The organism is Gimesia aquarii, assembly GCF_007748195.1.
In the GTDB taxonomy this organism is placed as follows: Bacteria; Planctomycetota; Planctomycetia; order Planctomycetales; family Planctomycetaceae; genus Gimesia; species Gimesia aquarii.
The window spans coordinates 6,476,472-6,496,418 of record NZ_CP037920.1 but is presented as its reverse complement, the minus strand read 5'-3'; the positions used below and the strand labels follow the sequence as shown (position 1 = coordinate 6,496,418).

The following is a 19,947-nucleotide window of genomic DNA, read 5'->3' as shown; positions in this document are numbered from 1 at the left end:
GAAGAGATGGGCTATATTTACAATAAGGCATTTTAAGTCCGTCGTTTCCAATCAAACCCCAGGTCTAGTGAGACAGCAGAATGAGTAATCGCCCCAATACTAATTCGTTCGACTCCTGTATCGGCAATACTGCGGATACTTTCCAATGTGATCCCTCCCGAGGCTTCAAGGAGTGTGCTCGGTGATTGTTGATTTCGTATCTGAATAGCCTGTCTTAGAAGTTCAGGAGGCATGTTGTCCAGCAAAACGATTTCAGGAGTTGCCTGTAAGGCATCGGCTAATTGATCAAGTCTGTCGACTTCGACTTCAATATTTTTTCCGTCTGGAGCTGATTCACGAGCGTGTCTGATTGCGGCTGCGATGGATGGTTCTGAATAACGACTGGCCCAGGCAGCCAGGTGATTATCTTTGATTAAGACACCATCGTAGAGCCCCATACGATGATTTGTGCCGCCACCGGCAGTCACAGCATATTTTTCGAGAACCCGCCAGCCAGGCAGCGTTTTGCGCGTATCCAGGATCGTAGCATTGGTTCCTTGAATTGCCTCAACGTATTTTGCGGTCAGTGAGGCGATACCACTCAAATGTGTCATGAAATTGAGAATTGTTCGTTCGCCAATCAGAATCGAATTCAACGGTCCGGAATAAGTGGCGATGATCGAACCTGGTTGTAATGTATCACCATCAGACAGGTGATGGGAACAATGTACGGGAGAGTCCAACTCAGAAAAAACAAGCGAAGCGATCGGAGCGCCCGCCAGAATTCCCGCTTGTCTGGCGACAATTTGTATCTCAGCCTGATCAGATTCATTGATCAATGCCTGGCAAGTCAGATCACCGATTTGATTTAAATCTTCCTCTAAACTCAATTTGATCAGAGCTTTTGCTGCGGTTTCCTGGGGCTGGGTAAATTGAATGGTCACTCTGAATTCTTTTCGATTTTGCTGTGGTGAATTTTAACTGTCAATGAAATGGTTCGGTTAAGCCTCAAGCATATTGTTGAATTAAGACGAATACTATAAAACTTGATGCGTATAATTATACTCTCTGTCGTATTATAGCAGTCTGTTGAACTACATGAAATCGGGAGAAGACAATGATTGTTGGGGTACCACGTGAAATCAAGCAGGATGAGTATCGGGTTGCCTTGATTCCGGTCGGAGCAGAAGAGTTAACGAATGCCGGTCATACTGTTCTCATCGAACGTGGAGCTGGTTTAGGAAGTGGAATTCCTGATGAGCTCTACGCAGAGAATGGAGCAGAAATTGTAGCATCTGCGGAAGAGGTGTTTGCACGCTCTGATATGGTGATCAAGGTTAAAGAACCCCAGCCCGTTGAATGGGCATTGTTGAAGCCTGGGCAAATGTTATTTACCTATTTCCACTTTGCTGCAGATGAAGACTTAACACGCGGCGTTCTGGAAACGGGAGCAACAGCCATCGCCTACGAAACACTGGAAGGTCGTGGCGGGCAATTACCGTTATTAACTCCGATGAGCGAAGTCGCAGGCAGAATGAGTATACAGGAAGGTGCCAAATATCTCGAACGGCCTCAATTGGGGCGTGGGATTTTATTGGGAGGCGTTCCTGGTGTATCACCCGCGCATATTGTGATTCTCGGTGGTGGCGTGGTGGGAAAAAACGCGGCACAAATTGCAGCCGGTTTTCAAGCGGATGTTGTGATTCTAGATATCAATGTGGATCGTCTTAGATATCTCGAAGATATTATGCCTGCAAATGTCAACACTTTATACAGTGATCAACATAATATCCGATCTGAATTGGCATTGGCTGATTTGGTGATTGGCGCCGTTTTGATTCCCGGAGCGCGGGCTCCCTTGTTAGTACCCGAGTCTGCTCTGAAAATGATGAAACCAGGAGCCGTATTGATAGATGTCGCCGTTGACCAGGGGGGATGTGTCGAAACATCACGCCCTACGACGCACTCAGATCCCACGTTTGTGGTTGATGGTGTTGTACATTACTGCGTTGCCAATATGCCGGGAGCCGTGGGGCGTACCAGCACTTATGCATTGTGTAATGTGACATTGCCTTATGCTTTGAAGCTGGCGAATTTGGGATTAGAAGCAGCATGTGCCCAGGATCACGGGTTATATACTGCCGTGAATATTCATCGAGGCCAGGTTACTAATGGTCCAGTCGCAGAAACGTTCGGTTTTGAATTTAGCGAACTTCTTGCTTCATAAAAAAGAGGTGAGAATTAAGTTCTCACCTCTTTGAATCGCAGATTAGCCGCCCGAGTAGGCGTTAGTCCTTTTTAAACCAATGGTCCAGCCCAGTCAGTAAAGAGGCTGTCAACTTCTTCATCAATGATTTCAATTTCGGACACACCATCAAGTTCGAAATCATGGGCAAAGTCAAATCGAGAGAGTGCGTCTTCTGTTTTGATTTTCCCAGATTCTTCAGACAGGAATGGATCTGTTTCATAAGAAACTTCAATCAGAGATCCCGCCAGTTGTTCCAGAGTGTCTGACTTTTCAAAGGGCATCACAGAGTTACTGAACATCAACGCTGAGGCAACATCCCAATCAGACTGTTGTACCAAATTATCAGAGGCATTAGACCGTGTAGTTATTGTATCTGAAGATTGAACCTTCACAGGAACAATTTTTGTTGAAGAAAATGCCTCTTCTGTAGATTGAATTTTATTTTCAACCTGTGGAAGAGGAACATTAGCCAGCAGAGGAGCAGAGAGAGGAGTGATCACTGCTCCCTCAGCATTATCATAGGCAGCTTGCAAAATCTGAATATCTAAAGTCGAGATCATTTTTCGTGTAGAGGGATCAAGCGTGGCTCCCATAACATCATCTGGGTAGAAGGTGTTGTCTATATGCAAACCATCATCAGTCAGAGGAGCAACAAAATCCCAACTTACAAACTGGACTTGCCCAGAACCATCCGTGACTAAATGATCTGAAAAGGCAGAGTAACCTGTCGTAAATCCGGCAGCATGGCCGATTTCGTGTAAGAGCACTGTATAAAGGTCGTAGTGCCCTTCTGCTGCCGAACCAGCGATGGCTTGACCATTACTGTCAAAGGCAAGACCTTCAACTGATGAATACCAGCCTAAACCCGCAGCATCATCATCAATGTAGACGCGACCTTTAACAGGAACGCCATTTTCGTCGAGTTCCAAAATATGACCTTCACCAAGCTGCTGGCCACCGAGATCGGTGACGACGACCTGTACTGATAAATCTTCATTACCAGTGGCTGTTTTCCATTCGTCAACAGCAGCGTCGATCAAGTCATTTAAGGAGTCTTCACCATCGGTTGATAGTTGTGGACCATACCATTCTTGGGGGAAGTTGGGAGGGAAACTGACTTGTTGGCCACTGGTTTTGGAAAGATTATAGTTCGTAGCAAGATAAGTGAGATCTTTAAAATTGATCGTACCACTCTTATCAAAGTCCAAAGACCAGGCAAGTCCAGAAGTCGCATTGACTACTGACGTTCCATAGTAGGATGCAAATGTCATGAGGTCTTTGAAGTTGATAGCTCCATTATCATCAAGGTCAAAAGGAACAGCCCATAGGTCAGTTGCAGGTGACTCGGTAACTGAAGCAGTGACGCCACCCAGGCCTGAAATGTCAAGTTGAGCATTTGTTACACGAATTCCCAGGCTATGAGGTCCTAAGAAACCGGTTGCTTTATCAATTGAGACTCCATCATGGCTTAATGATTCAAACTTGATACGCGCCAGTAAGACCTGATCCGTAGAACCAAGATTACCAAGGTTATTTTGACCAGTGATCCCCGAAACGATTCCTGTCTGATCATCGATTGTAGAAGATGTTGAATTACCGAAAGCAGCACCATACTCGACTGTAGTCGCAGTAAAGTAATCGGTATTGTATTCCAGGTCGAAACTACCACCACTAATACCTGATCCCTCACTCGTATTTCCCCAGACTTCGATCCAGAAGCTGTCCCATTCATCAATCCACTGTTCACTTTCAGGAACGGCGCTTGTTTCCCCATTGGCATCGGTCGAACTAGGAGTTGTGACGAGAGAAGTACCGATAGTCGTATTTGCTGACGCAGTACCGGTCAGTGGAGGGCCAGAAGGATCAAGAATAGTCCCTGTAGCAGTAACAGAGGGGAAGAATTCTAGAATTTGTAATCCACTAAATGTATCAGCAACAAATGCGAGCGTCCCTGAAACATGCAAACTACGAGCACTTCCCGGAGTATCTTGTGTATTAACAAACGTTGGTGTTGTGGGATTAGTGATGTCGATTATCTGTAAACCTTCAGCGCCGTCCGTAACATATGCGAAGTTACCCACAACGCGGACACCCGTAGCGATGCCGGTTGTATCGAAGCTACCGACGACGGAAGCCGTCGCAGGAGTGCTAATATCAATAATCTGAAGCCCACCTTCTCGATTTGCGACATAAGCAAAGTTGCCGATCACATCCAAACCAATGGCAGCTCCACCTGGTGTCGCTACATTATGGATTTGAGTAGGTGCCGTCGGAATGGAAACATCGACGATTTGAAGACCATTATTTCCATCTGTAACGTAAGCAATGTTTCCAATCACTTGCACCCCACCGGCTAATCCACCAGGAGTGGCTACTCCAAAACTTCCTAATAAAGCAGGAGTAGATGGAGTCGTGACGTCGATGATTTGGAGACCACCACCATTACCACTATCGTCGGCAACGTAAGCTATATTACCAATCACTTGTACGCCTCGTGCACGCGCGGGTGTGGCAATACTACCAACGAAAGTTGGGGTAGTAGGATCTGAGATATCCAGGATTTGTAAGCCTGCTTCGCCTACGGCCAGAAATGCCAAATTTCCAACAACATCAATTCCCTGAGCAATTCCTTGCTGATTAAAGTCGAATGATCCCACATGGAATGGATTAGAGGGATCAGAAATGTTAAAGATTTGTAAACCACCATCACGGTCAGCAATGTAAGCGAAGTCACCAGCAACATCGACAGCAACAGCGGCATCGGTCGTTGCAGAACTGCTACGAATAGCAATGCTTGTAAGGAAGACCGCTCTATTATTTGAATTCAAATTATCCAGTACAACTTCAAATGTTTCTGGGATTTCTGTTTCAATATCCTGGTTTACAGTAACGTTAACAAATTGAGCTGTTTCTCCGGCGTTGAAAGTTAAGGTTTGACCGATGATTTCCAGAAAATCATCTGGTGAAATAGCAGTCCCGTCAACGGTAGAAGCGTCAACAGTAATCGCCACATCTACGGGATTAGAAAGCTCAACCAGGAACTGGAATGGACTGTTATCTTCGGTATCAATGACTGGTGTAATTGACAGTGTCGCAGAATCATCATTTTGAATCGTAGCCTGTCCTCCTCCATTTACAATGGTTACCTCGCGGCCACCATTTTGTAGGCTGGCGAGTTCTAGTATTGCGGAGAAAATTTCGTCTGCTTCTACAAGATTTTCATCAGCTACATCTACAGTAAAGGTTTGGGTTAATTGATCACCACTAACAAACGTGATCACCCTGTCACCAGAGTCCAGAGCAGTGTAGTCACCATCGGCTGCAATTGCAGTATCGTCCTGAGTTATTGCTCCTACAGAAATATCAGTATCAACTTCATTAGAAAGTGTCACAGTAAATGTAAAGGGACCATTTGACTCCAGGTCAGAAATATTATTGATCGTCAACGTTGCCGAGTCATCATTTTCTATCGTTCCTATTCCAGGGTTACCTAATGTGACATTACGACCGGTACTAACGAGATTGTCCATGACAATGTTGAAGATTTCATCGAGTTCAACTTTGCTATCATCATTGATATCTACTGTAAATGATTGGGTAAGTGATCCACCAGTTGTGAAGTTAAGAAGCTGGTTGATGATTGGCGTAAAGTCATTATCAGCAGTAGTCGCTGTCCCATCTTGTGTCGAAATATCAAAGCTAATATCGCTGTCAACGGGATTAGAAAGAGTCGCTGTGAAAGTGAAGGGGCCATTTGCTTCTTCGCCAGACACACTATTGATATTGATTTGTGCTGAGTCATCGTTGCGAATGACACCTGTGCCGTTTGCGCCGAGAATTACATCTCGACCCTGGTTTACCAGGTTGCCCAGGATGGCATTAAATGTTTCGTCTAACTCGACAATATTGTCAACAGTGACTTGTACTTCAAATGCTTGGAGTAATGGTCCACCTGAGGTGAATGTTATGGTTTGATCACCCAAGACGATAGGGGTGTAATCATTATTGGCAGTTGTGGCTGTTCCATCTTGTGTCGCAACATCGACATCAATATCGACATCAACAGGGTTCGACATGGAAACCGTAAAAGTAAAGACTCCCGCACCAGCGCCTGCATCTGTATCTTCAAATTGAGAAACATTACCAATACTCAGGACCGCTTGATCGTCATTAAGAATCGTTCCAGTACCTTCCGCTCCTGCAATACTCACATCACGACCACCTGCATTTAAATTATTAAGAATCGTCGTGAAAATTTCATCGAGTTCCACTTTATTGTCATTTGTGATATCGACGGTAAAGACTTGTGATTGTGAGCCACCACTGACAAAAGTCAATGTTTGATCGCCGACATTGACCTCAGTGTAATCATTGTCTGAAACGAGAGCTGTTCCATCAACTGTTTCGACATCGACAGTCACATCAACGTCGACGGCGTTCGACATCGTTACTACGAATACAAAGGGGCCGTTTGTTTCATTTGCGGTGACATCGCTAATAGTGAACGTTGCTGAGTCATCATTCTCGATTGTACCTGTGCCGGTATCACCACCGAGAGTGTCAATAACAACGTTGAATCCATTGGCGTTCAGATTATTGAGAATCGCAGAAATAGTCTCGTCGAGTTCAACAGTGTCATCGTCGTTGACAGTCACTGTAAAGTTCTGTGTTAATGAACCACCCTGAAGGAACGTAATAGTCTGATTGCTTGATACGTAATCATTGTCGCCAGTAGTAGCGGTACCGTCTTGCGTCGAAGCAAGGACACTGATATCGCTCGCAACTTCATTAGAAAGTGTTATGGTAAAGACCAGTTGCCCCGTCGATTCTAATGCCGATACATCATCTATTGAAAGAACAGCTTGATCGTCATTTACGATCGTTCCGGTTGCGTGTTCATTATTTGATCCCAGTGGGCCGAGGATGACGTCGTGGCCGTTGATATTATTGACGATAAGATTGCCCAGGAATACGTTGAAAAACTCATCTAGTTCGACTTTGATGTCATCGTTAACATCAATCGTAAATGTCTGAGTTAATGGGCCATTGACTGCAAAAATGAGCGATGGCTGGTCTCCCAGGTTCACCTGGTTAAAGTCATTATCAGCAGCCGTTGCTGTGCCATCTGCAGTTGCAAAATCTACACTAACATCTCTATCAACAGCGTTCGACATCGTGACTGTAAATGTAAACGGGCCGTTTGCTTCGTCGTCAATGACGTTGCTCACAGTGAGAACAGCCTGGTCATTGTCAATAATTGTGACTTGCGCTGTGTTCTGAGTACCAACGAGTGCGTTATCAACGGGAATAATTGTGAGGTCGATCGTTTCATCAGCTTCAACGAGGTTATCATCGATGATGGGGATTTGCACAACAGCCGTTGTTTCATTTGCAGCAAACGTAATCGTGAATGGAGTGTTATCATAGTCATCTGGAGAAGTTGCTGTGTTATCAGCTAGCGTGACTTGAACAGTTGAAGGAGCTACTGTTGCATTCCTGGTCAAGGTAACATTCAGACTAGTGCCATCTTCACTAACTGAATAAGTGGCAGAACTGAACTCAACCGTTGGTGGATCATTGACTGTGATGTCAATGACATCAACGTCTGTTTGCGGGCCAGCTCCATCGCCGGTTGGAATTGAACCATCAAAGTTAGCTAAGTCACTTGTGGTCAAGGTAATCGTCGCTGGGTTTAATACATTGAGAGAGGAGTAATAGCCTGCATCTGGAGTCCAGATTGTTCCCTCAAGAGCGGCGTTTACATCATCCAGCAGACCTGTGAAAGTAATAGTAGTTTCATTGCCCAGGCCTGTCGTTCCTCCTAAAAATGTCAGGTTGTTTGTCGAACCGAGTGTTAGTGTTCCGTTGACTGTTGACAAGGTTACTTCGACTTCGCCAGTTCCCAGGAACGCATCAATATCTGTAACAGAGAGACGATTGCCATTAGCGAGTGAAAAGACGATCGGGACTTCGGAATCGGTCGTCGTACTCACATTGGGAGCATCGGGCATGGGAGTGCCATTAAAGTTATGGACTGGTGGATCATTCGTACCATCGGTAACAACGATTGTAAATGCTGTCGTCAGATCTAGTCGGTTCGGTTGAAGAGCGTTGCCGGCTAGGTCTTTAATACCAAGGATATTCATCGATGGATCATTGACATCGATGAAGTCGGTATTGCGGACATCGATGGTATAAAGTGTGTCGAGGCTGAAAACTCCGGTAATCGAAGTGAAGATCGCTTCGTTCGTATTGGAATTGTAGCTGAAGAGATAATCAGTGCCTTCTACTAGCGTACTGAGTGTGGTACTGGTTTGAGCGGTGAGGGTAAATTGCGATGAATTTACCAGCGAATCATCGACGCCGATGCCGGTGTCACGTAATTCAACAATCATGGTCGTGAATAATTCAGGATTGGAAATATAGATCTCGGTGGCATTCGGGTTTAGATCAACTCCGTTGGCATCGTTATCTTCAGGCAAAGTAATTCTGGCTGTGGGGCCAACAAAGTCCGCCCGCTCAATGGCACCACGATCTTTGAAGATATTTGATCCTAGTCCGGGAGGCGGAGTTTGAGTCGGATCATCAACACGCAGCTGCCCGAAGGCATCGTGGTCAGGAGCAAAGATGTCTGAATTGGGCATTCCCAAAGGATCTTTTACATCAACAAAATCGGGACGATCAGCAAGGCTGTTTAAGGAACTATCGATTGCTTCGCTGTTATCTGCGAGATAAAAGTTTCCTTGCTCTGGGTTCACAAACAGCGGATCTTCAGGGGCAAGATCAATCGGATTTGTACCGAGTGTCCCGAAACTATTATTACCCTTGAAAACGGTGGCGCCAACCACATTTGGGATGCCTGCAGGTGTCTGTAGATCGATCGCAGTTCCAGTGTTGGCAATCACATTATTCAAAATGGTTGTGGTTGCATAATTCTCAACCAGAATACCCTGTCCCGCAGGAACGATCGCATTCGCGGTTACTGCTTCTGCAGAAACAAAGGCACTTGCGTCTAAGATTGTGAAGAGGCCAGTTTCTATCATTTCGCCGACAGGCACAGGGTCAAGTAATTCAACATTTGGTGCCTGGAGAGGAAACGAATCGGCGGCGTTCAGATTGACAACATAACCCAGGTCTGCCAGACTCCCAATCGTAATGGTACTGATTGGATTAGCCACACCTGAATTTAAGAAGCCGGTCATCAATTCATTGTTCAGATCCGATTCCCGCCAGTGAGAACCAAATGTACCAGGTCCACCTGTATTGGCAACAGGGACATCAACCACATTACGGCCCAGTAATGCGTTATATTGAGCAATTGCTTCCGCCCCGATGAATCTTGGGTCTGCTGTGCCAAGGTCAATGACTAACCCCAGGCTTTCCCAGATTGTACCAATACCAATTACATGACCCATTTCATGCAGAATCACATCAATCAGTTGGCCGCTGGCTTCCAGTGCTGCTAAATCGGCGCTATCAAACTGCATAATACCTGATGCAGGGATAAATGATCCTGTTCGAACCGTTCTTGGACCGGCTTGTCCGAGAATGCCACCAACACCATCAATAAAGGGTGCAGACGCTTCAATCACGAGGTCGTCGACAAGACCAAAGCCAGTCACGATCACATCGGGAACATCACCAAGGATGATTTCACTCCAGCGGTCAGCCGCCAGCTGGAAAATCGCCTGTTGACTGGGGGTTAAACTTGAGTCCGTAAAGACCACATCAATCGAGTATTCAGACAACGGCGCTGGCCCTGAGTCTGTAATTGCACCACCTGAGAGGGTGTTGTTCACGATCTTGGTATAAGAAACAGCGGCGGGATTATCAGCAGGGTTACTATTTTCATCCCCACTAACACGAATGCCACCATCTCCCGACGTATAATCGACAAGTACATTATTCTGCACAGTCACGCCGGGAGCGAAGCCAAAGTCACTGTCAAACACGCCATTATTGTCAAAGAAGTTATTTAATTCGGGACCATTGATGACACCACCTGCTTGCGAACGAAGACTGAATCCTGTCTGACCCGCACCCACCATTTCACGTTGGCCCGCGTCAATATTGATTCCAAATTCAGACGCACTTCTGATGGTATTCGATTCGATCAGGATATGCCCCTGCTGTCGTTCCAGGTTACGGTCACCCCGCTGACCATTTAGTGTGTCACCAGCTTCAATGATCTCCGGCACCAAGCGATCGTTCGTGTCAAATTGACTGCCGATGACCAAATCGGATCGTAATCCACTATTAGGCGATGCATATTCCGTACCTGCTCTGATTTCTAATTGATAGGCACCTTGCAGTAATTGTGAGGGTGCTCCGAAGGCTGGGTCTTGATCTAAATCAAAGAAGTCAGTTTGTCCGGCCTGCGCGCCAGTGACCATTTCACCTCGCTCTGCAAATCCGATGATGATGTCATCGAGATAAAATCCTTCGAAGTTATTATTCTGTGCCTGTTGGTTACTGGTGATATTACCTGTGTGATCACCGGGCATTTCTAATACATTACCATTTGGTGTGTTATCGGATGATAAATGCGAACTGATAGTACCCGACGTACTAAAATCAAATCTTAGCCGGAGATCAGACCGGCCAACAAATTCTCCAAGATCCACGCGCGCCTGACGCCAAACTCCAGTGTTGTCAAAGAGCTCCTGAACTCGCTGGTTGTCGTTTCCGACTCCTTCTCGCTCAGAAGCCGTGATATAAGTGGATAATTCTCCTGAATTAGGGGAAGTCGTGGGGGCGGGAGTGGAGTTATTGGTTGCTAATTGAATCCAGTCTCCACTCGGGCCAGAGGTACTGTCAAATATAAATACACGAACGGCATCTCGCATACCTCCAGTTATTGAGTCTGCGCTCTGAGTTTCCAGGAAGTAATTGAAGTAGAGAGTTGGCAGGTCTGTGGCTTTGTAACCATCCAAACTGAACTCGCCTGAGACGAGTGAGCCGTGCGCGCCGCCAGCAATATTATAGTTATCACCAATATTCGGATTCGTGGCTAGATCTCTTTGGAAGTTAGAAGATAACACGCCGTATTGCGCATCTTCTACATAACCGATGTATGAATTTGTATCAGAGTTATTATCTCGCCAGTCTTCAAAGCCAAAATAGAAACTGGCTCCCCCTTGCGATTCGTTATGCTGCAAACCATTCGGTAAAGCATTTATTGGATTATCAAATTCATCTAGTCTGCGTTGTGAATTTCCAGTGACATCAGTTCTGGTATCATCAAAAGTGTTATTAATACCATGACCGGAATCGTTGTTTCGTTGGAACGTGGGATGCCAGAGGTTAAAGTCCAAGGGAGAGAAGGCCAGTCCCGTGACTGATCCTACACCTACATTTATATGGTTTGCACCACCCTTAAAGATCTCTACGTTATTTGGCCCCCCAGGTAAGCCAGTGTCAGTAACATGTGTCAGAATTGTTCCTGTGGCAGGGTCAATGGCGAAGAGATTCCCTTCATTTGTGATTGCAAAGAGGTAATCTTGAAACGCACCATTGTTAAGGTTTTGTGGTGCCGCTGTTAAGCCGGAAAATGTTCCCAGTCCACTAATTGCACCGGATAAATCACTGGTTACTTCAACATTAGTAACTGTACGCCTTGTGGCACCACTTTGAGTAATGGTTAAGAAGAGCCCTGCGTCAGTCACAGCATAAAGAGTATTTTGACCTCCTGGGGCACCAATAGAATTGATTCCTCGGAATGACATACCAGTGATTTGGCCAATATCCCTTGTTGGGTCTATTGTTTCTCGTATATCTCCCAGTACTGTGAAAATGTTTCCTGTGTCGTTACCATTGTTGTCTTCCCTGTCTTGGCCAGAAGCCCCAGTGTTTGGATTGGCTTGGTAAAGCGTCGTGAATCCACCCGGGTCATTCACTGCGTAAAATAGATTGTAGGTAGCGACATTCGTTCTCTGGAAGGCGAGTGCTCCGACACTGCTGGTCGTGATGTCTACAGGATCGATTCTTCCATTTAAAGGAATGTCTGGAATACCATCATTATTGTTTATGCTGTTAACTACTGCACCACTACCCGGATCAAGTTCTCTAAAGCGACCTGCGGTTCCATTTCGGTTTCCGGTGAGGCTTTCATAGCTGAAAAGTCGTCCGTCAGATCGGATGGTAATGTCTGAGGTGTTATCGTTGCCCGCATTTGAAAGTGGACCAATATTGATCGATCTCAGGTCATTGGCAGTAACTCCTGGTGGTAAGAGACTCGCTAAAAGGCCAGGTGGAATGGTGTCAATATCAATGCCATCAATTGAATCGACTATATAGCCATCGTAGGCATCGACGACTCGGAGTCGGTTTCCTTGCGAAACGTAAAGATTCACGTCTTCTAATGTAAAGGCTGTAACATGCGTAGAAAGCTGTTTTCCATCACCGTTTGCATCAGTATCTGTATCAATGATGTCAAAAATACCTGTATTAACAGTTGGTTCCACAAGTACCGTGCCCGTTAAGTTATGCCCGGACGTATAACCGCTGAAGCCGATGTGATCTTCCACAATTCGCTGTACCGAGCTGACCGGTTCCAGGCGTATCTGAGAATTGAGTGCAGACGAAACAAAAGTCGCGTTGAGTGCCTGAGGTAGACGGGCATTGGAGGAAATGGCGACATGATAGCGGAAGATCATATCTGAGGGATCGTTTGGATCTGGTGGGTTGGACGCAGGGAGCTGTGCCGTGCCGATGTAGGGGTCCAGTTTTCCAAAGCTCCCACGAGATAAATCTTCAGTGTCACCATTGGCCTGATCATCATCGATATCTGAATCGCGGCTGACCAAAATCAATTCGCCGTCATTATTAAAGACTGAGATCGTCGTATCAGCACGGGTTAAACCATCGGCATAATCGATGTCGAAAATGGCTGAGAAGGTTTTTGAGGCATCACTCCGACCAGTAATTACCTGAACCAGATCATAGCCCAGTTCAAAAGTGTACCAGTCTACGTCTGAACCATCGCGAAGTGTGCCGGAAACAGAGAGTGTATTCCGGTCGCTGGTGAGCAGATTGCCCAGCCCCTGAGCATTTTCGATGGTGTCATTGTTGATTTCATCCTCGGGGGTGGAAGGATCGTCAGGTTCGTCCTGTTTTTCTGATGATTCTCCCAGCAGAGGCGAGTGTGCAGGCTGACCTAATACTTCAATACCATTGGTGGGATAACGAATATCCGCGTAGCGTACTGTGGAACCCGGTTTTTCATCAACCTGACGGAGACGAATTTGCATCTGGTATTGGCCTGATGTCAAACTGCCTTCGCTACTGACCCGCACAAAGTAAGTACCTGTAACTCCCACGGCACCTGGAAGTTCAACGCTGAAGCCAGCATCATTAATGTTTTGAGAATAAAAATCACCCAGGAGATGGTCTGTTTGCAAAAGTGGATCCGCTATGCCAGTAAAGGTACCTGCGAACGAATCTAGTGAGGATGCAATGACGTTTCCAAAAATATCCACCAGTTCGACCATCGTATTTAGAGAGGATGAAGTACGATCAATGTCGATCCAGATCCTGGTTCCTGCCGTTGCGTTAAAGCTGTAGACGTCAACATCATCGGGGGCATCGGCACTGATATTACCATGCACTTCGAAGCCCAGCGCTCTGTTTTCATCACCGCTGATTTCATCTGGTGCCAAAACTCCGAGATTTTGTGCAAAACCCGGGGTGTTATTGACATCAACACCACTGGTGTTGTTGCCTTCTGTTTCGAAACGTACCACGACGTTGCGGTCGTTGCTGTATCGGTCCAGTCGAATGCTGCGCCAGTCACCCGCTGAAGGCGTGGAACCGTTGCCATCATTATTTGTGTCAGTTTGTGGAAAACCTGCAGGAGTAAAGCTGGCTCCCACACTATCATCTGCCAGTGATGTGAGCACCACAGGAAAACCAGGTTGTCCGATAATTTGAACCGTACCACCAATGCGGTCGTCAATATCAAGTGGAACTCCATCTGCGGTAAAGCCTGCGGTAGGTCCATCCAGTTTGACAACGAGACCTTCATTAAGATTACTCTGCAATCGGATGCCACTAAATGTATGATGCTGGTTGACCAGAATTTCTCCGCGCAGGATGTGTACGATGTCGGTGTCGTCCCAGATAGTTTCTGTATCAAGTAGAGCGGCTCGCACTTCCATGCCATTCAGGCCATTATCCTCCATACGGTTCAGACGAACCAGGGCACCATGATTGTCAGGGTACTGAGTGTAAGCTTGAGAAAATCCGGTTGAACGACCGTAGTCGGTTTTGAATTTGTAGTTGAGTGAGTTGGCGTCGATACTGACAACCGTTCCGTCGTTATGCTGGAAGATATTGTCGACGATAATCGGTTGGGCACCACGCACAAAAATGGTGGCACTGTCATTGGATCCACGACCATTGCGATTCGAGCCTGTCTGACCACTGGCATTATGTTCCAGGGTACTGTTCGTAATCCTAAATTCAGCCTGATGGACTTCGATCGCATTAAAGTTAGCAAAGCCACCTTCGATAGGAATTAGTCCGCCTGCATTCGTGATTAAAGCATGATCAATGCTACCAGAAGAGGCAGCATTCAGGATAATTCCCCCCCAGTTCCCGGGACCAAAATCTGTTACACCATCGTTAGATGTATCAAAAGTGGTTCCCGCACCATAACGGTCATCACTTAAGGAAGTAAAGATGATGGGGTTTTCTTCTGTTCCTTCGGCAATTAATTGGGCACTACCACGCTCTGCTTCAATGCGAGATCCAGAGAGTTTGACCACAGTTCCTGGATTGATTTTCAAGCGACCATTAATGCTGGGAGTACCATCTACGAGTTGTCCTCCAGGAGCACCGTAGATTTGTAAATTTTCTGTAATGACATGGGTAATGTCATCGTTGAAGATACCAGGCACATCCAGTTTGTTTATTTCACTGCCAAAGGGAGTATTAATCCGCACAAATAATCCGTTAACGCTGTTATCAAAAATTTGGTTGTCGAAAATCTCCAGCCCATAACGGTCCATAATGAATGATCCATTTTCAAAGCGGCTGTCTTCGAAACTGCGGGGGTCTGCTGAAATGGCAGAGTCAGCATTATTAAAGATGGTGTTCTGCCAGATTGTTGGCCGTGCCGATTCAGCATGTATGGGAGAGAATGTCTGAAGAACAGAGTTCACGAAGACACTTCCCCCACCATAACTGATGCTGGCGTTATTGACAGAATTCAGGAAGACGCCGGACTCTTCAAGGTCGGAATCGGCACGGAAGACAATGCCTCCCCAGTCTCCTGGATTAGCACCATCACTAAGACCATCATCATCTCCACCGATGGCATCATTTCCAAAGGCGGTCAAATGGACCTGATTGTCGGGCGTACCCAAAATTTGTAACGCACCCTGACTTCGATCAACAAGCAGGTTATTTGAGCCCACATCAATATTTGCATTTTGCAGTTTGATGATGGCACCCTCGTCGATCATCACTGTCACATTCTGTGGTATATCAAATGTGGCACCGTCTTCCAGTGGCTGGAAGGTATCAGTGAGACCGATCAGATAGGCTTCATTATTGTCAAAAGTGCTGGGGTCGCCGGCAACGTCATCATCAAAACCATTCCCAACAATTCTTACAATTTTCGTTGTTCCACTGGTGGCTGCTGCCGTAAGTGCATCATCGATATTGGAATAAGGGTTCGTCAGACTACCATCAGCAGGACCACTTGACTGCATTGCTTTGTCGACAAAGATCGTCTCTCCAGATTGGAACCAGAAATCAAAGACTCCACCTGGTTGCCCGTCAGCATCTCCGTCTAGAGCAACACCTGTCGCATCAACCATAAAGGTATTGGCGAGTGGGTCTGGTGTGAAGTTGATGTCTAGAGTGTAGTCACCATCGGTCCGACCGCCATATCCAGAGTCAGAAACTGTGGGGTCAAAGTCAGTATTTCCCACACTTGTGACTGCCAGATAATAAGTTCCCGCTTCAAGTTCCAGGTCCAGGAAAGCATCTTCGCCAAAGTAGTCATCATTGCGGGCGATGATTTCACGTACTCCACCCGGAGACTCTCGATAGAGAGTGAGCACACTGTCCAGAAAACTTTTTGTGGGTAATCGATCTGCGGTAATCTCGGCGGTAAATCGACCTGATGTTGTTAACTCAAATTTTTGCAGGTCGATGTCGTTGCTGAGCGCGGGAAGAATTCGGTTAAGATGCACGATATCGTGATTTGAAGGGAAAATGGGTTCGCCAGCAACGGTCCCTCCCACATCGCCACCACTGGAGCCCATGATTGAAGGTAGGTCGTAAGAGTGTTCTAAGCCAAGTGTATGGCCAATTTCGTGAAATGCAGTTACAAACCAGCCACCACCATAAGGGCTGTCACCCCAATCCAAGGCACCGTTCATGATCGCCAAGCCACCCCCTGCAATACCAGCGGCCGCTGTGGGAGGAAGCGAGGCTTCGAGAACGCGAATATCTCCCGTAACGATTCGTCTGGAACCACCATTGGCAACTTCCTGGACTTCGATTCCGGTCAGGTAACTATAGATTTCAAAAATCTCACGAGTGCGCTGTTTCTGGTTTTCTGTGATCTCGTTAAAGAGAGTATTCCCAAAGAGATCAGTTCCGTAAGTTTCCGGAAAAGAGAATGTAACCGTACCGATTGCACCCGGGTTAGAGGGAGTTGTACCTGTTGAGTTAATGTCAATATGCTGTTCGATTGTGATTTCACGATGACCAGGTTCATCGTTACCGCCAGGAAGAGGGGGTTGTGCAACAGCCTGAGGTTCGATTCGTTCATTGATCTGAATCGTCTGCGTGGTGAGAATTCCCAGATCAAAGGCAGTATCGAAGCTGGAATTGTCATCATCTGCAACACTAACAACGTTGGAAGCTGCGAAATTAGGAGTTGCTGATTCACCTATTCTCAAGTGATAAGTACCATCTGCGATGTCTGAAGCAAAAGTAAGTGTGGCTTTATTTTCGGCAGAGTCATAGGATACCGATGCGGGGTTCACGATCACATTACTGGAAGTATCAATCAGTTGATAAAAGAATGTATTTTCAGCTGATGCCTGGTCGAGAGGATCGTCGTTGAAGTAAACATCAATCTGATTCAGGGCCTGACTCAAGCTACCAGTACCACCGCCTGAAACTGGTTGAGGAACCACGGCAACAACTTTTGCACCGAGATCGAGTTCAAAGTTAATGACTTGATCGATGCCATCCTGGAACGCTTCGCCATCCTGGTTGAGTAGTGGTGTGGCGCCTGTTCCAAAGATTGTGATCTGGTAATTGTCATCAGGCAGTGATTCAGCAAAGCGAACAATCACTTCGTTAGGATCGTCTCCGATGCCAATGAACCCAGGTTGGATGATTACTTCATTGCCATCATTGTAGGTCCCATCCAGTCCACTACGGACAATCTGAATGCCTCCTAAAGAAGCAGGGTCAATTTGTTGCCCGGGAGTAAATTGGAATGTCAATTCTTTGGGGGCTTCGTTGTAAACCTCTCCTTCAGTCAGAGCAATATCGATGTTGGGTTCGATATTAACCAAAGAAGCACCAGCTAGAAGAGTCCTGTCCTCCAACTGTTCAGCAGTAGAATAGGAACTTTTGATACGTTCCAGTTTCTGTCGATACTGGCGTTTTTTTTGTCCCTTACGAAGGCAATTCAATAGTGAAATTGGACGACGAAATGATGACACGAAGGGTAAATGGCCCACAACCATGGTTTCAGTCTCTCTAGCAAATAAATACACGAATCGAATCGAAGGATTGGATTCCAGACGTTAAAGATTGGCCGCAAATATTATCAATGTTCTTACAATTTATTACAAATGCAGATACTTAATCTTTTTTGATAATATGAAATGTCCGAATTACTTCATTAATGTTAAATAAGCTAAAATGGATAGCATGAGTAGTCAACATGAATCTACTGAGATAAAGAGTTATCTCTTTAAAAACAATTGTCAGTTTACGTTGTATCTCAGAAACGTTACAGAAATTTAATATTGGTCTTCTGTCTTAAAGTTTTATATAGTAATAACATGAGTCACCATCACTCATTTATGATAACTCAATAAAGTACCAACATAAGTACTCCAAATGACTTAGTATTTTTGTTTGTCTACTTTAAAAATTGACATACCTTCATTTTCGAGCTTAGACGTGTTGTTTTTCAAAATCTAACTGTCTATTTCAAGACTCTTGATCTACCCGCCGAATTTCTGATCGGTTGATGACCCGTAATCTGCTTCCATTCCTCTTCAATCTTTATTAAGATTGAGATGCTAAATAGTTACATAAGTCTTTTAATTTTAGTACTTTCGGTTATTGAAATCCCTATGCTTAAACCTCTGGTTGTCATTAATGTTGTTGGCTTAACACATGAAATGTTAGGAGATAAAACCCCAAACTTAATGCGTCTTGCAAATCAAGGGTTTTCCAGGCCAATGGGTACTGTACTGCCTGCTGTGACTTGTTCCGCTCAGTCCACGCTATTGACTGGACTAATGCCTCGTGAGCATGGAATTGTGGCCAATGGCTGGTATTTCCGTGAATTGGCTGAAGTCATGTTCTGGAAACAGTCAAATAAGCTGGTTCATGGTCAGACAGTTTATGAAGCAGCCAAACAAAGAGATCCCGCTTATACCACTGCGAAACTATTTTGGTGGTATAACATGTATGCTCCTGTAGATTGGTCAGTCACACCTCGTCCCAGTTATCCGGCTGATGGAAGAAAAGTGTTCGATTCTTATAGCCAACCTGAAAGTCTGAAAGACGAATTGCAATCAGAACTGGGAGTCTTTCCCTTATTACGATTTTGGGGGCCTGGTGCTGATCTCTCCAGTTCAAGCTGGATCGTTGATGCTTCAATCAAAGTCTTTCAGGAGAAGAAACCCAGCCTTACTTTAGTATATCTGCCACATCTTGATTATAACCTGCAACGTCTCGGGGTGAGAGATCCTGCCATTGATCAAGATATAAGAGACATTGATCGGGAAGCGGGTAGACTGATTGAAGTCGCTCAGAATACAGGTGCAGATGTCGTTGTACTTTCGGAATACGCGATCACGAATGTTTCAAAGCCATTACACATCAATCGCATTTTGCGAGAACATGGATGGTTACAGGTTCGCAAAGAGGCTTTAGGTTGGGAAACACTCGACTGCGGAGCTTCGACTGCATTTGCTGTAGCCGATCATCAAATTGCTCATGTTTACATTCAAAATTCCGCTCAGATTACTGAGGTCAAATCCGCGCTCGAAAAAGTGGACGGTATTGAAATGGTCCTTGATCAAGGTCAACAAGCGGAATTCGGAATCGACCATGAACGATCTGGTGAATTAGTCGCGGTCGCTGCTCCAGGGGCTTGGTTTACCTACTATTTCTGGCTGGATGATCGAGTTGCCCCTGATTATGCACGAACTGTCGATATCCATCGTAAGCCGGGATATGACCCGGTCGAACTATTTGTTGATCCCCAAATAAGGTTTCCAAAATTACGAATCGCAAATCGTTTAGCCAAAAAAAAGTTAGGCTTTCGTTACTACATGGATCTAACAAGTTTAGATGCGAGCCTCGTCAAAGGGAGTCATGGACGATTACCTTCACCCGGAAGAGAAGAGGCCGAATCTCCTGTTTTTATCTGCTCTTCACAATCGATAGAACGAGATGAGATTCCTATGATGGCAGTCAAGGATATGTTACTCGAATTACAGTTTGGGAATTAA

The 19,947-nt window shown here is 45.7% G+C and carries 4 protein-coding genes; 2 read left to right on the top strand and 2 right to left on the bottom strand.

Annotated features, from left to right (window positions below; translation table 11 throughout):
• Positions 1-32: 32 nt before the first annotated feature.
• Positions 33-923 (bottom strand): carboxylating nicotinate-nucleotide diphosphorylase, encoded by an 891-nt coding sequence (gene nadC, locus V144x_RS24785; protein WP_144989300.1) that lies wholly within the window; start codon positions 921-923, stop codon positions 33-35.
• A 173-nt stretch (positions 924-1,096) separates the two neighbouring features.
• Between nadC and ald the strand changes: the two genes are divergently transcribed.
• Entirely contained in the window at positions 1,097-2,206 is a 1,110-nt protein-coding gene (gene ald / locus V144x_RS24780) for an alanine dehydrogenase (protein ID WP_144989297.1), read from the top strand.
• 71 nt (positions 2,207-2,277) lie between these two features.
• On the opposite strand, the gene V144x_RS24775 is transcribed toward ald, so the two are convergent.
• Positions 2,278-17,940, bottom strand: a complete 15,663-nt coding sequence (locus V144x_RS24775; RefSeq protein WP_144989296.1) for a Calx-beta domain-containing protein — start codon at positions 17,938-17,940, stop codon at positions 2,278-2,280.
• A gap of 618 nt (positions 17,941-18,558) precedes the next feature.
• On the opposite strand from V144x_RS24775, the gene V144x_RS24770 reads away from it, so the two are divergent.
• Positions 18,559-19,947: an alkaline phosphatase family protein gene (locus tag V144x_RS24770; protein WP_144989294.1), complete on the top strand. Its 1,389-nt coding sequence runs from the start codon at positions 18,559-18,561 to the stop codon at positions 19,945-19,947.